Raw genomic sequence first — 14,317 nt, forward strand, 5'->3', positions numbered from 1 at the left:
CTATGAAAGCAAGCGATGGGCCAATTGCTGAATCCAGCAACATCAAGCATTTGGCGAAATGGCGAGGGCGAGAATCCGCACGACACGGGGTCCGGCGATGTGCGAAAATCCACACACTTCACAGCGCTGCGGCATCATTGTTGCGGCGCAGCATGATCAGGGGCCGCGTTGCTTATCCATCCGGGCGAACAGGCGACAGAATTCAACCACCATCCCCACCCCGGCCGTGACGCTCTCGCCGGCGGCGCAGCTGGTGGCGCGGGCGCTGGAACGGCCGCGCCGGCTGCTGCTGGCCGCCCTGCTGCTGGGCGTGCCGGTGGCGGCCGGGCTTGCGGCGGGCTGGGCCTCGTCGCTGGCGCAGGAGGATCTGCGGGAGAGCGCCCGGGCGCAGCTGGCGCTCTACAACGCCAATCTGCGGGCGGAGCTGGAGCGGCATGCCGCCGTACCGCTCGCCCTGGCGCAGGATGCGGAGGTGCGCGCTCTGCTGGCCAACCCGACGCCGGATGCCGTCGACCGGCTGAACCGCAAGCTCCAGGACATCGCCCGCGCGCTGGATGCGCTGGCGCTCTATGTGATGGACGCCAAGGGAACGACGGTGGCCGCCAGCAACTGGAACAGTCCGGCCAGCTTCGTAGGCGAGAATTTCTCCTACCGGCCCTATTTCCGTATGGCGATGGACCAGGGCGAGGGCCACCATTTCGCGCTGGGCACGACGTCGCTGGTGCCGGGCTTCTACACCGCGAACCGGGTGGTGGCGGAAAACCGCACAGTGGGGGCGGTGGTGCTGAAGCTGGGCTTCGACCGGCTGGAAGCGGCCTGGACGCCGGGGCAGGAGAGGCTGCTGGTGACCGACCGCGACGGGGTGGTCTTCATCACCAACGTGCCGTCCTGGCGCTATCACGCCCTGCCCCGCCGCCTGCCGATCAGCCTGCCGATCATCCCGGAAGGCACCAGCGAGGGGCTGGACGTGCTGCCCTGGGCCTTCGGCGGTGCTGCCGACCGCATCGCCCTGGAGGAGAAGGACGGGCAGAGACGCTATCTGCTGACCTCGGTCGCCATGCCCGGCGGCGACTGGACCCTGCACAGCCTGACCAGCCTGGACCCGGTGACTGCCCATGCCTGGGTCGCCGGTCTGCTGGCCGCGGCGTCGGTGGCGATGGCGGCGCTCGCCGCCTATGCCGTGGCGCTGCGCCGGGTCGCCCTGGTGGAGCGGATCGCCCTGCAGGAGGAATCGCGGGCGGAGCTGGAGCGCCGGGTCGCCGCCGCCACCGCCGACCTGCGCGCGGCGGAGAACGAGTTGACCCAGGCGGCCAAGCTGGCGGCGCTCGGCCAGATGTCGGCCGGCATCGCCCATGAGATCAACCAGCCACTGGCCGCCATGCGCAGCTTCGCCGACAACGCGGTGGTGCTGCTGGAACGCGGGCGGCTGGACTCGGTGCGCGACAATCTGGCGGAGATCGCCGAGCTTACCGACCGCATGGCCGCCATCACCCGCCAGTTGAAGGGGTTCGCCCGCCGCGCCTCCGGCACGCTGGGGTCTGTGTCGGTGCAGGGCGCGGTGACCCAGGCGCTGGCCCTGCTGGAGGCCAAGCTGCGGCGCGACGACATCGTCGTCGAGGCCGATCTGCCCGACCAGCCGGTCCGGGTGGTGGCTGAGGATGTGCGGCTCCAGCAGGTTCTGGTCAATCTGATCGGCAATGCCGCCGACGCCATGCGCGGCTGTCCGGTGCGCCGCCTGCGCATCGGGCTGGTCGCGGCCGAGGGGGAGGCCCTGCTGAGTGTCGCCGACACCGGCAGCGGCATCGCCGAGGCCGACCTGCCCCGCCTGTTCGTCCCTTTCTTCACCACCAAGGAAGCCGGCGAGGGGCTGGGGCTCGGGCTGTCGATCAGCCATGGCATCGTCGAGGATTTCGGCGGCAGCCTGACCGCCGCCAACCGCACCGGGAAGCCCGGCCATGGCGCCGTCTTCACCCTGCGGCTGACCGCCGCGGAGCAGCCTCCCAAGGAGCAGAGTCAATGAGCCGGTCCATTCCCGAGGTCGCCGGCACGGTGGCCGTCGGCAGCGTGATCTTCGTCGATGACGAGCGCGCGGTGCGGCTGGCCGGGCAGCAGGCGCTGGAGCTGGCGGGGTTCGAGGTGACGGCCTGCGACGGGGCGGAGCGTGCCCTGCGCCATGTCGGCCGCGACTGGCCGGGATGCCTCGTCACCGATGTGCGCATGCCGCAGATGGACGGGCTGGCCCTGCTGGCGCGGGTGCAGGAGATCGATCCCGACCTGCCGGTCATCCTGATCACCGGCCACGGCGACGTGCCGATGGCGGTGGAGGCGATGCGCAACGGCGCCTATGATTTCCTGGAGAAGCCCTTCCCGTCCGACCGGCTGACCGAGGTGGCGCGGCGCGCGGTGGAGAAGCGCCGGCTGGTGATGGAGAACCGCCGGCTGCGGGCGCAGATCGCCGGGGGCGTCGACCCGGCGGAGAGCATCGTCGGCCGCACGCCGGGCATCGAGCGGCTGCGCACCACCATCGCCGCGGTCGCCGACACCGACGCCGACGTTCTGGTGTTCGGCGAGACCGGCACCGGCAAGGAGATGGTCGCCCGCGCGCTGCACGCCGCCAGCGGCCGGCGCAAGAACCCCTTCGTCGCGCTGAACTGCGGCGCCATGCCGGAATCGATCTTTGAAAGCGAGCTGTTCGGGCATGAGGCCGGCGCCTTCACCGGCGCCGCCAAGCGCCGGGTCGGCCGGATCGAGCATGCCGGCGGCGGCACCCTGTTCCTGGACGAGATCGAGAGCATGCCGCTGGCCTTGCAGGTCAAGCTGCTGCGGGTGATCCAGGAACGGGTGGTCGAACCGTTGGGATCGAACGAGCAGGTGCCGGTCGACCTGCGGGTGGTCGCCGCCACCAAATCCGACCTGCGGCAGGCGGCGGATGCCGGGAAATTCCGGGCCGACCTCTATTACCGGCTGAATGTGGTGGTGCTGACCATTCCGCCGCTGCGTGAGCGGCGCGACGATATTCCCCTGCTGTTCCAGCATTTCGTCGCCCAGGCCGCCACCCGCTACAACCGCGAGCCGCGGGTGCCGAGCCGTGAGCAGATGCAGCGCCTGATGGGGCAGGACTGGCCGGGCAATGTCCGCGAGCTGCGCAATGCGGCCGACCGCTTCGTTCTTGGGCTGGAGGATGTGGCGCCGGTGGCGGTCTCGGCACCCTCCCCCCTGTCGCTGGCCGAACAGGTCGATCTGTACGAGAAAGGACTGATCCAGGCCGAACTCGCCCGCCACCGCGGCAGCGTGAAGGCCGCCATCGAGGCACTCAACATCCCGCGCAAGACCTTCTATGACAAGCTCAAGCGCTACGGGCTGAGCCGCGACGACTTCCTCGACTGAGGGCCTGCGACATTTTATGGCCCATTCGGCGAACGGAATGGTCATTGTCGCCGAAGGGTTATTGCGGCACCCTACCGGGGGTTGATCGGCGGCAATCTCGGGTGCGGCGATGGACGGGGTGAATTCAAAAGCCTTCCGTTTCTTCAATCGCAGGACGGGAGAGCATTTCTATACGGCGAGCACGGCCGAGCGGGACGGCATCATCGCCGGGATGGCCGACATGAGCTATGAGGGCGTCGCCTTCCTGCAAGGGGGCGGCGCCAGCGATCCGGTGTCGGTCGCCCGCTTCGTCAGGCTGGACACGGGAGAGCATTTCTACACCGCCAGCGTCACCGAGCGGGACTACATCCTCCAGAACATGGCGGACCGTTACCGTCTGGAGGACCCGCAGGCCTTCCTCGTCTCCGCAACTCCGGACCATCAATTCTCCCAGCCCGTCTACCGCTTCCTCGACACGGCGACCGGCAGTCATTTCTTCACCGCCTCCGAAAGCGAGCGGGACGGGGTGATGGCGAGCCTGTCGAGCTATCGCTACGAGGGGGTGGCCTTCTATGCGAAGCCCACTCCACCGCTTCCCCCTGCCCCGTCGGGCGCTTTCGACGAGACGTGGTATCTCCAGGCCTATCCGGACGTCCGCGATGCGGTGAATGCCGGCTGGATGACCGCCCGCACCCATTACGACGCCTTCGGCAGGCGCGAAGGCCGCATGCCGAACGACATGGCGGCGCTGGACGGCAACGACCATTGGATCGCCTTCGACGGAGCGCCCGGCCATGTCCGGATCCTGAATGGCGGAATCCGGCGACGACATCCTCGATGGGATCGACGGATACACCATTTCCACCAGCACCATGGTCGGTGCCTACAGCGGCTACAGCGACTCCAGTGACAGGCTGTTCGGCGAGACCGGCGACGACACGCTGTATGGTGCGCAGAACGACACGCTGAATGGCGGAAGCGGCAACGACACTTACTACGTCCATTCCTCCGGCGTGCTGGTGACCGAGGGGGCCGATGCCGGGACCGATGAGCTTGTCCTGATCGAGGACAGCATCAGCGGCTATTTCAACTATTCTATGCCGGTCAACGTCGAGCGGATGCGGGTTTTCATCAATCCGATCAACAACCCGTCGGTTCCCACCATCGCGGGAAGCGGCGTAAACGACTGGATCGGTGCCGGGAGCACCACGACCCAGATCCGCCTTTTGGGCGGTGCGGGCAACGACACGCTGAATGGCGGTTACGGCATGGGTGGCGGTGCGGTCGTGGAGGGGGGCGACGGCGACGATTATCTGCTGGCGGTCGGATACAACGACGCGCGCTTCTACACCTGGGTGGGATCGGCCAACGACACGCTCAGCGGCGGTGACGGCGACGACACTCTGGTGGCCTGGACCGGCAACGACCGCCTGACCGGCGGCAGCGGTGCCGACACCGTCCTCATCGATCTCGGCTCTCCGCCGAGCCGGCTCTGGCAGGATCCGAAGGCCTGGTCCTCCTATCCGGGGCTCGGCGGCAATTCCTATGTCCTGTGGTCGGGAACGACGGTGACGACGGTCACTGATTTCCAGCCGGGCGTCGATGTGCTGAGCTTCCGCCACACCTCGCTCAGTTTGTCCGACATCATGGCGCGCTTCACCGATCGTGCGGACGGAATGGGCGTGGCGGCCAGCTTCACCAACGGCGAACTCGGACTTCCGCCATCGGGGGTTACCGGCAACGGCTTCACGCTTTCGCTCGACAATGTGAAGCAGTGGCAGGTCTCGGCCAACTGGTTCTCGGTTTCCCCGACCTGACGGGATGGCCGCCCGAGGGCCCGGCAGGCCTGCCCTGCACCCCCCCCATCGGGGCAGTTGACGAACGCCCAAGCTTGCCAGCGGTCCTGCCGGTTCCCATGTGCCGTCTCCACCCGTCCGGCCGGCGCCGCGGGTGGTGCTGTGGGACGGACCTTTCCTTCGTTCCCGCTGTTGTACCGATAGACCGTGCAGCACCGACGTCGAAGGGGACGGCCTGAGAATGTCACCGAGGATTAGCACCATGACCCCCCGTCTCCTTGCGGAGCTTCTGGAACCGATCCTGACCGCCGCGGATGACGACGAAGAGGGCCTGTCGGAGGCCGTGAACCTGACCGCGGAGGCCATGGCGGCGCTGGGCGCCACCGTGCTCGACCCGAACGGGCAGCCGGCCCGCGGGGTGTCCGATGAACGGGCCGTCGTCGCCGCCTTGAACACCTACGCGCACAACCTGATGCGCGACGGCCGTCTGGACGATGTGGTCGAGGCCCTTCAAGTGGCCGAGCGGATCGGCCGCATCGCCCATCTGCCGCACCACCCGCGTACCGTCTGACAACTCTTTTGGGAGAAGGGCGCGGTCGTTCGTGGAAGCGGCTTTGCGGGTGCGGGAACTCCTTCGCTCCGTGCTGCCCCTCCGTGCTGCTTGAGCGACGTGCCACCCAGCGCTCAACAGGGGAGGAGCACTCGTGCCCACTGCGCCGCAGCCACATGCCCAGCCGTCCGTGCTGGCGAACCCGCTGGAAAGCGAGATCCTGTCCCGCCTCCAGGACGACCTGCTGCCGGACCATCTGCTGACCCGCCGCTGGTATGCGGCGAAGGACGCCGGACGGCCGGTCGTGCGCATCGTCGATGCCCTGCCGCTGCCGCTGGCCGGCGGGGCACAGGCCCAGCTCTGCCTGCTGCGGGTCGAACCGCCGGGGCGTGATCCTCAGCTCTATCAGCTTCCCCTGATCCTCGACCGCGGCACCGGCGAGGATGCATCGGCCATCGCCGGTTCCAACGATTTGCAAAGTCACGGCCGGCTGCGTGACGGCTATGCCGATGACGGCGTGGTCCGCGCGCTGCTGGGCGCCATCCTGAAGCGCGACACGGTGCCCGGCGAAACGGCGCTGTCCGCCGGCCTGACCGCCGGCCACACCCGTGCCTGCGAGGCGATGGCCGACCGGCTGCGCGCCGACGCCCCGCTGCACCGGATGACGGCGGAGCAGTCCAACACCTCCATCCGTATCGGCGACAGCGCCATCCTGAAGGGCCTGCGCAAGCTGGAGCCCGGCATCCATCCCGAACTGGAGGTCAGCCGATTCCTGACCGAGGTGGCGCAGTTCCCCAACACGCCGGCCCTGCTGGGCTGGGTGGAGCGGGCCAACAGCTCCGGCTCCACCACGCTGTGCGTCATGCAGGAACTGGTGCCGGAGGCGAAGGACGCCTGGGGGCATGTCACCGGCTACCTCAACGACCGCGTCGCCCGCTTCGCGGACAGTGACGCGGCCAAGGCCGCCGATGCCGACAGCGTCGCCTTCCTCCGCCTGCTGGGGCAGCGGACGGCCGAGCTGCACCGGGCGCTCGCCACCCCCGGCGGCGGCGACGCCTTCACGCCGGAGCCGGCGACGGCGGAGCGGCTGACGGAGTGGGCGGGCGGCGTGCGCAGCCTGGCCAAGCGCGTGCTGGAACGGCTGCGTTCCGCGGGGCCGGCGCTGGACCCGGCGATTTCGGCACAGGCCAACGCGCTTGCCGCCAGCGAGGCGGCGGTGATGGCGCAGATCGACGCGCTGATCCCGGCGACCGCCGATCTCAGCGCCATGCGGCTGCACGGCGACTATCACCTGGGTCAGGTGCTGGTGTCGCGCGGCGACGTGCAGATCGTCGATTTCGAAGGCGAGCCGATGCGCCCGCTGGCCGAGCGGCGGGCCAAGCATTGCATCCTGCGCGATGTCGCTGGGATGCTGCGGTCCATCGCCTATGCCGCCGCCATGGCGCGCGACGGGTTGCCGGCCGGTCTCGACGCGTCTGCGCGCGACGCCCGTACGGCGTGGCTGTCCTGGTGGGAGGGGGCGGCATCGGCCGCCTTCCTCGATGGCTACCGCACCGCCATCGGCGATTGCCCCGGCTTCCCGCGCGATCCGCAGGCGGCCCCGGCCCTGCTGAAGCTGTTCCTGCTGGAAAAGGCGCTGTATGAGGTCGGCTACGAGCTTGCCAACCGGCCGGGCTGGGTGGCGATCCCGCTGGCCGGCGTCACCGCCATCATCCGCGCCGATGCCGGCCCCGAGATCGCCAGCCGCGACCGTGACCGCATCGCCCCGGTGGACGAGCGGCGGCGCAGCCATTCCATGCCCTTCGGGGCGGAGGTGCAGGCCGACGGCTCCGTCCGTTTCTCGATCTGGGCGCCGTCGGTGGCGTCCGTGCTGCTGTCGCTCGACGACGGCGGGCAGCCGGTGGCGATGGAGGATCAGGGCGGCGGCTGGTTCAGCCTGACCACCGCGCGGGCGCAGGCGGGCAGCCGCTACCGCTTCGTCCTGCCGGACGGGCTGGCGGTGCCGGATCCGGCCTCGCGTTTCCAGCCGGACGACGTGCATGGCTCGTCCGAGGTGATCGACCCCGGCGTCCATGCCTGGACCGACGCCGCCTGGACCGGCCGGCCCTGGCACGAGACGGTGCTGTACGAGCTGCATGTCGGCACCTTCACGCCCGGCGGCACCTTCCTGTCGGCCATCGAGCGGCTGGACGATCTGGTCGAGCTGGGCGTCACCGCCATCGAGCTGATGCCGGTCGCCGACTTCCCCGGAACGCGCAACTGGGGCTATGACGGCGTGCTGCCCTTCGCGCCCGACAGCGCCTATGGCCGGCCGGAGGATTCTGAAGGTTCTGGTGCAGGAGGCCCATGCCCGCGGGCTGATGGTCTTCCTCGACGTCGTCTACAACCATTTCGGGCCGGAGGGGAACTACCTCCACGCCTTCGCCAACAGCTTCTTCACCGAGCGGCACAAGACCCCCTGGGGGGCGGCGATCAACGTCGACGGCGAGCGCAGCGGGCCGGTGCGCGACTTCTTCGTCCACAACGCGCTCTATTGGCTGGAAGAGTTCCACCTCGACGGCCTGCGGCTCGACGCCGTCCATGCCATCATCGACGACAGCGACCGCCATGTCCTGGAAGAGCTGGCGGAGCGGGTTCACAGCCATTTCCAGAACCAGCGCCATGTCCATCTGGTGCTGGAGAACGATGCCAACCAGGCGCGCTTCCTGGCCCGCCACCGCGAGGGCGACCCGCGCTGGCATTCCGCCCAGTGGAACGACGACCTGCACCATTGCCTGCACAGCGCGGCGACCGGCGAGGATGGCGGCTACTACGCCGACTATGCCCACGATCCGGCAAAATGGGGCCGCACCTTGGCGGAAGGCTTCTCCTTCCAGGGCGAGCCGTCGGCCTACCGCGACGGCGAGCTGCGCGGTGAGCCGTCGGCCCATCTGCCGCCGACCGCCTTCGTCACCTTCATCCAGAACCACGACCAGATCGGCAACCGCGCCTTCGGCGAGCGCATCTCCCACATCGCCAAGCCCGAGGCCGTTCGCGCCGCCACCATCCTCTATCTGCTGGGGCCCGGCATCCCCATGCTGTTCATGGGCGAGGAATGGGCATCGGCCAAGCCCTTCCCCTTCTTCTGCGACTTCGGCGACGAGCTGGCCGAAGCGGTGCGCAAGGGCCGGGCGGAAGAGTTCGCCAAGTTCCCCGAATTCCAGGACCCCGAGGCCCGTGCCCGCATCCCCGACCCCACCGCGCCGGAGACTGCGGAGTCGGCCAAACTGGACTGGGAGGCCCGCGGGGCACCGGGACATGCCGGCTGGCTCGACTGGTATCGTCGGGCGCTTGCCCTGCGGCGGGCGGAGATCGTGCCGCGGCTGGACGGCGTTCCCGGCGGTGCGTCGAGCCACGGCGTGGCGGGCAAGACCGGCCTGACCGTCTGCTGGAAGCTGGGCGACGGCAGCCGCCTGCATGCCTTCGCCAATCTGGCAGACAGCCCGGCGTCCGGCTTCCCCGAGGCCAATGGCCGCGTGCTGTGGACGGAGGGTGCCGGGCTGACCGGCGACACGCTCGGCCCCTGGTCGGTGGTGCTGTGGCTGGAGGAAGCCTCCGCACTCGACCGGCTGGCCGACCGCATGGGGGTGGAGCGCTCCTTCGACAATGCCGCCGGGGAAACCGTGACGGCCAGCGAGGACACCGTCCGCGCCCTGTTATCGGCCATGGGGGTGGAGGCGGGGGATGAGGCCGCCGCACTCGCCCATCTCGACCGGCTCGACGAGGAGGAGTATGGCCGCGCCCTGCCGTCGGCGGTGGTCCGCCGGGCGGGCGAGGCGGTCACCGTGCCGGTCACCCTGCCCCACGGCACCCGCACCCTGCGCTACACCCTGACGCTGGAAGGCGGGGAGACGCAGAGCGGCGTCGTCGGCTTCGGCAGCCTGCCGCGCTGCCGCTGCATCACCGCCGGGGACGTGACCTATGCCGAGCGGCGCCTGCCGCTGGGCAAGGTGGCCCAGGCCGGCTACCACACGCTGCGGGTGGAGACGGAGCATGGGATTGCGGAGACCCGCCTGATCCTGGCGCCCCCCCGCTGCCATCTGCCGACGCCGATGCTGGTGGGGGAAAAGCTGTGGGGTCTGTCGGCGCAGCTCTACACCCTGCGCAGCGGGCATGACTGGGGCATCGGCGATTTCGGCGACCTGCGGACGCTGGCCGACATCGCGGCGGCGCGCGGGGCGGCGGTGATCGGGCTGAACCCGCTGCACGCCATGTTCCTCGACAATCCCGAGCATGCCAGCCCCTATTCCCCGGCCAGCCGGCTGTTCCTGAACCCGCTCTACATCGACGTCACCGCGGTGGCGGAGTTCCTCGACGATGCGGATCTGCGGAAGGAGGTCGCCTCGCCGGAGTTCCGGCAGGCGCTGGACGCGGCCCGCGCCACGGCCAACGTCGATTACACGGCGGTGTCCGGGCTGAAGCTGCCGATGCTGGAAAAGCTGTTCGCCAGCTTCCAGGCCTCGGCCAAGCCGGAGCGCCGCGCCGCCTTCGACGCTTTCCGGACAGAGGGCGGCATCGGATTGGAGCGTTTCGCCACCTTCCAGGCGCTGCGCGAACGCTTCGCCGCCGAGGGCAAGGCGGATTGGCACCGGTGGCCGGCGGAATTCCACGATGCGACGGCCCCGGCGGTGGAGCAGTTTGCCAAGGAGCATTCCGACCGTGTCGCTTATTTCGCCTGGCTGCAATGGCTGGCGGACGACCAGCTGCGTCTGGCGGCGGAACGGGCCGCCGAACTCGGCATGGCCATCGGCTTCTACCGCGACCTCGCGGTCGGTGCCGATGCCAGCGGGGCGGAGACCTGGATGACGCCGCAGGCGGTGGTGGACGCCGCCCATGTCGGCGCCCCGCCCGACCTGTTCAACCCGGCCGGCCAGGATTGGGGGCTGCCGCCCTTCCATCCCCAGGCGCTGCGTGCGGCGGGATACCAGCCCTTCATCGATCTGGTCCGCGCCAACATGCGCCATGCTGGGGCGCTGCGCATCGACCATGCGATGGCGTTGCAGCATGTCTATTGGATCCCGGACGGCCGTCCGCCGGGCGAGGGCGCCTATGTCGCCTATCCGATGGAGGATCTGCTGGGCATCCTGGCGCTGGAAAGCCAGCGTCACCGCTGCCTCGTCGTCGGCGAGGATCTCGGCACCGTGCCGGAAGGCTTCCGCGAGCGGATGACCGAGGCCGGGGTGCTGAGCTATCGCGTCGTCTTCTTTGAATGGACCGAGGACGGCGCCTTCAAGGGGCCGGACGAGTATCCGGAACTGGCGCTCGCCACCGTCGGCAGCCATGACCTCGCCACGCTGCGGGGCTGGTGGGAAGGCGACGACATCACGCTGAAGGCCGAGACTGGCCTTTATCCGGCCGATGACGAGGAGGAGAAGCAGCAGGTCCGCCGGTCGGCCGACCGCGGCGCCCTGGTCGATGCCCTGCGTACCGCCGGGATCGCCCTGCCCGCCGGCTTCGACGCCGACAGCCCCTATGACGAGGCGCTGGACCATGCGGTCCACGCCTTCCTCGCCCGCACCAACGCCGCCCTGGCGGTGGCGCAGCTGGACGACCTGACGCGAGAGCGCGATCAGGTCAATTTGCCCGGCACCACCGACCAGTACCCCAACTGGCGCCGCAAGCTGTCGATGACGCTGGAGGAACTGGCCGACGCGCCGGAACCGGCGGCGGTCGCCGACATCCTGGCGGCGGCGCGTCCGTCCTCCGCCCCCGTCCGCACCTGACACCCTGGTCCTTTCCCACTCCGCCCTTCCCATTCCGAGGAGCACACACCCATGGCCCCCGCCGCCGGCAAGCCCATCCCTCGTGCGACGTACCGGGTCCAACTGAATGGCGAGTTCGGTTTCGACCGCACCGCCGCCATCGCCGACTACATCGCCCGTCTGGGCGTCAGCCATCTCTACGCCTCCCCCTATATGAAGGCGCGGCCGGGCAGCACCCACGGCTACGACATCGTCAACCACAATGAGCTGAATCCGGAGGTCGGCGACCAGAACGACTTCCGCGATCTGGTGGAGGCGCTGAAGCGCAACGGGCTGGGCCAGATCCTGGACTTCGTTCCCAACCACATGGGGGTCGGCGGCGCCGACAACGAATGGTGGTTGAACGTGTTGGAGTGGGGGCTGGAAAGCCCGTATGCCGGGTATTTCGACATCGAATGGGAATCCGACTACCGCTATCTCCAGGGCAAGCTTCTGGTGCCCTTCCTGGGCGACCAGTATGGCGCTGTTCTGGTGTCGGGCGGGTTGGATTCTGCGTTTCGACAGTGAGACCGGAAGCTTCGCCGTCTGGGCCTATGACAGCCACAAGCTGCCGGTGCGACCGCAGGATTACGGCACCATCCTGGGCACCGATCACCCGGATCTGGAGCGCATCGGCGACGCATTCGCCCATCTTGCCTATGCCCGGCCCCATCAGATCGCGCGGGCCGGCGTTCAGAAGGCGGAATTGGCGACGCTGGTTGCGACCCGGCCGGATGTGGCAGACGCGATCAACCAGCGGCTGTCCGTCTTCCGCGGCTATCAGGGAGAGATTGACAGCTGGGGCCACCTGCACGAGCTGATCGGCCGCCAGAACTGGCGCGTCGCCTATTTCAAGGTGGCCGCCGACGACATCAACTACCGCCGCTTCTTCAACATCAACGAACTGGCCGGCCTGCGCATGGACGAGCCGGAGCTGTTCGACGTTGCCCACCGCATGGTGCTGAAGATGGTGGAGGACGGCACGCTCGACGGCATCCGCATCGACCACATCGACGGGCTGATCGACCCCAAGGGCTATTGCGAGCGGCTGGTCGCCGCGTCCTCCAAGCCCTTCTATCTGGTGGTCGAGAAGATCCTGGCCCGGCATGAGCGGCTGCGCGAGGATTGGCAGATAGACGGCACCACCGGCTACGAATACGCCAACCTGATGGGTGGCCTGTTCGTCGATCCCAAGGCGGAAGAGGCCTTCACCCGTCTCTATGCCGACTTCATCGGCCGGCGCGACAATTTCGAGGAGGTGGTGCGGCAGTGCAAGATCCGCATCATGGAAAGCGAGATGGCGAGCGAGTTGAACGTGCTGTCGCGCAAGGCGGCGCGCATCGCTCGCTCCAACCCCGCCACCGCCGACTTCACCGCCAACATCCTGCATCAGGCGCTGAAGGAGACCATCGCCCGCTTCCCCGTCTATCGCACCTATGTCGACGGCGGCGTGCCGAGCGATCTGGACCGCCGCGACATCGACTGGGCGATCTCGCAGGCGCGGCGGGTCGAGCAGGGGCCGGACAGTTCGGTCTATGATTTCCTGCAACGCCTGCTGACCACCGATCTGGTGGCCGCGCCCAAGAGCGGCTACAGCCATCGGCAGGTCACCCGCTTCGCCATGCGCTTCCAGCAGTACAGCGGGCCGGTGATGGCCAAGGGGCTGGAGGACACCGCCTTCTACCGCTACAACCGGCTGGTGGCGCTGAATGAGGTCGGCGGCCATCCCGACCATTTCGGCGTCAGCGTCTCGGCCTTCCACCGCGCCAACCAGGACCGGGCCCGCAACTGGCCCGGCAACATGCTGGCCAGCACGACCCACGACACCAAGCGCGGCGAGGACACCCGCGCCCGGCTCTACGCCCTGTCGGAGATGCCGGAGGAGTGGGAGCGGCAGGTCCAGACCTGGAGCCGGCTTCTGCGCGCCCGCCGCGGCGATGTGGAAGGCACCGCCCCGCCCGACCGCAACGACGAGTATCTGTTCTATCAGCTGCTGCTCGGTGCCTGGCCGGCGGAGCTGACCGGTGCCTCGGTCGACCGGATCGAGCAGTCGGCGATGACCGCCTTCGCCGAGCGCATCGTCGGCGCCATGACCAAATCGATGCGCGAGGCCAAGGTGCATTCGACCTGGGCCGCACCCAACGAGGCCTATGAGGGGGCGGTCGTCAGCTTCATCCACGATGCGCTGGACGTGACCCGCCGGAATGCCTTCCTGGAATCCTTCCTGCCCTTCCAGGCGTCCCTGGCCCGCATCGGCATGGTCAACGGCCTCGCCCAGACCCTGCTGAAGCTGACCAGCCCGGGCGTGCCGGACATCTATCAGGGCTGCGAGCTGTGGAACCTCAGCCTCGTCGATCCGGACAACCGGCTGCCGGTGGATTATGACGCCCGCCGCACGATGCTGGAGGAGGTCGAGGGCCTCGTGGAGCATGGCGCGGTTGCCGGCCTGCTGGAACGCTGGACCGACGGTGCCGTGAAGCTGGCGGTGACCCGTCAGGCCCTGGCGGTCCGTGGCGAGATGCCGGAGGTCTTCGGCGCCGGCGAATATCTGCCGCTGGAGGCGACCGGCGAGCGTGCCGACCATGTGGTGGCCTATGCCCGCCGCATCGGGGACGAAACCGTGGTGGTGGCCGTGCCGCGGTTGGTCGGGCAGTTGGGCGAGAAGCCCGATTGGGGCAACACCGCCATCCCGCTGCCGCGCGGCGCCGGCTGGCGCAACCGCCTGACCGGCGTGGAGGTGGAGGGCGGCGACGCGGTGATGGCGGCGACGCTGTTCGCGGATCTGCCGGTGGCCCTGCTGTCCGCCGAGGGCTGACGGCCGGCCT

The 14,317-nt window shown here is 69.0% G+C and carries 9 protein-coding genes; all 9 read left to right on the plus strand.

Features of this window, described 5'->3' with window-relative positions; all coding sequences use genetic code 11:
* Window positions 1-226: 226 nt before the first annotated feature.
* Window positions 227-2,020 carry an ATP-binding protein gene (locus ACWPN3_RS02575; RefSeq protein ID WP_492261046.1) on the plus strand — a complete coding sequence of 598 codons (1,794 nt, stop codon included), beginning with the start codon at window positions 227-229 and terminating at the stop codon, window positions 2,018-2,020.
* Complete coding sequence (locus ACWPN3_RS02580; protein WP_492242631.1) at window positions 2,017-3,387, plus strand: sigma-54-dependent transcriptional regulator; 1,371 nt, start codon at window positions 2,017-2,019, stop codon at window positions 3,385-3,387. The genes ACWPN3_RS02575 and ACWPN3_RS02580 overlap by 4 nt, the downstream gene beginning before the upstream one ends.
* A 109-nt stretch (window positions 3,388-3,496) precedes the next feature.
* On the plus strand, window positions 3,497-4,276 hold the full coding sequence (locus tag ACWPN3_RS02585; protein WP_492261047.1) for a hypothetical protein: 780 nt from the start codon (window positions 3,497-3,499) through the stop codon (window positions 4,274-4,276).
* Entirely contained in the window at window positions 4,176-5,183 is a 1,008-nt protein-coding gene (locus tag ACWPN3_RS02590) for a calcium-binding protein (RefSeq protein ID WP_492261048.1), read from the plus strand. The genes ACWPN3_RS02585 and ACWPN3_RS02590 overlap by 101 nt, the downstream gene beginning before the upstream one ends.
* 241 nt (window positions 5,184-5,424) lie before the next feature.
* Window positions 5,425-5,733 carry a hypothetical protein gene (locus tag ACWPN3_RS02595; RefSeq protein WP_109450133.1) on the plus strand — a complete coding sequence of 103 codons (309 nt, stop codon included), beginning with the start codon at window positions 5,425-5,427 and terminating at the stop codon, window positions 5,731-5,733.
* Window positions 5,734-5,866: 133 nt separating this feature from the next.
* Window positions 5,867-8,629 (plus strand): putative maltokinase, encoded by a 2,763-nt coding sequence (locus tag ACWPN3_RS02600; RefSeq protein WP_492261049.1) that lies wholly within the window; start codon window positions 5,867-5,869, stop codon window positions 8,627-8,629.
* 166 nt (window positions 8,630-8,795) lie between these two features.
* Window positions 8,796-11,474: a 4-alpha-glucanotransferase gene (malQ, locus tag ACWPN3_RS02605; RefSeq protein WP_492261132.1), complete on the plus strand. Its 2,679-nt coding sequence runs from the start codon at window positions 8,796-8,798 to the stop codon at window positions 11,472-11,474.
* Between the two features lie 51 nt (window positions 11,475-11,525).
* Complete coding sequence (locus tag ACWPN3_RS02610; protein WP_492261050.1) at window positions 11,526-12,020, plus strand: alpha-amylase family glycosyl hydrolase; 495 nt, start codon at window positions 11,526-11,528, stop codon at window positions 12,018-12,020.
* On the plus strand, window positions 11,971-14,307 hold the full coding sequence (gene treY / locus ACWPN3_RS02615) for a malto-oligosyltrehalose synthase (protein WP_492261051.1): 2,337 nt from the start codon (window positions 11,971-11,973) through the stop codon (window positions 14,305-14,307). The genes ACWPN3_RS02610 and treY overlap by 50 nt, the downstream gene beginning before the upstream one ends.
* Window positions 14,308-14,317 lie beyond the last annotated feature (10 nt).

The sequence above is a fragment of the Azospirillum sp. UENF 111221 genome (assembly GCF_058780625.1).

Coding starts and splice junctions, on each gene's coding strand:
- ACWPN3_RS02590 (WP_492261048.1), top strand. CDS start 4,176: ATGGCGGAATCCGGCGACGACATCCTCGATGGGATCGACGGATACACC.
- ACWPN3_RS02585 (WP_492261047.1), top strand. CDS start 3,497: ATGGACGGGGTGAATTCAAAAGCCTTCCGTTTCTTCAATCGCAGGACG.
- malQ (WP_492261132.1), top strand. CDS start 8,796: ATGGGCGAGGAATGGGCATCGGCCAAGCCCTTCCCCTTCTTCTGCGAC.
- ACWPN3_RS02580 (WP_492242631.1), top strand. CDS start 2,017: ATGAGCCGGTCCATTCCCGAGGTCGCCGGCACGGTGGCCGTCGGCAGC.
- treY (WP_492261051.1), top strand. CDS start 11,971: ATGGCGCTGTTCTGGTGTCGGGCGGGTTGGATTCTGCGTTTCGACAGT.
- ACWPN3_RS02595 (WP_109450133.1), top strand. CDS start 5,425: ATGACCCCCCGTCTCCTTGCGGAGCTTCTGGAACCGATCCTGACCGCC.
- ACWPN3_RS02610 (WP_492261050.1), top strand. CDS start 11,526: ATGGCCCCCGCCGCCGGCAAGCCCATCCCTCGTGCGACGTACCGGGTC.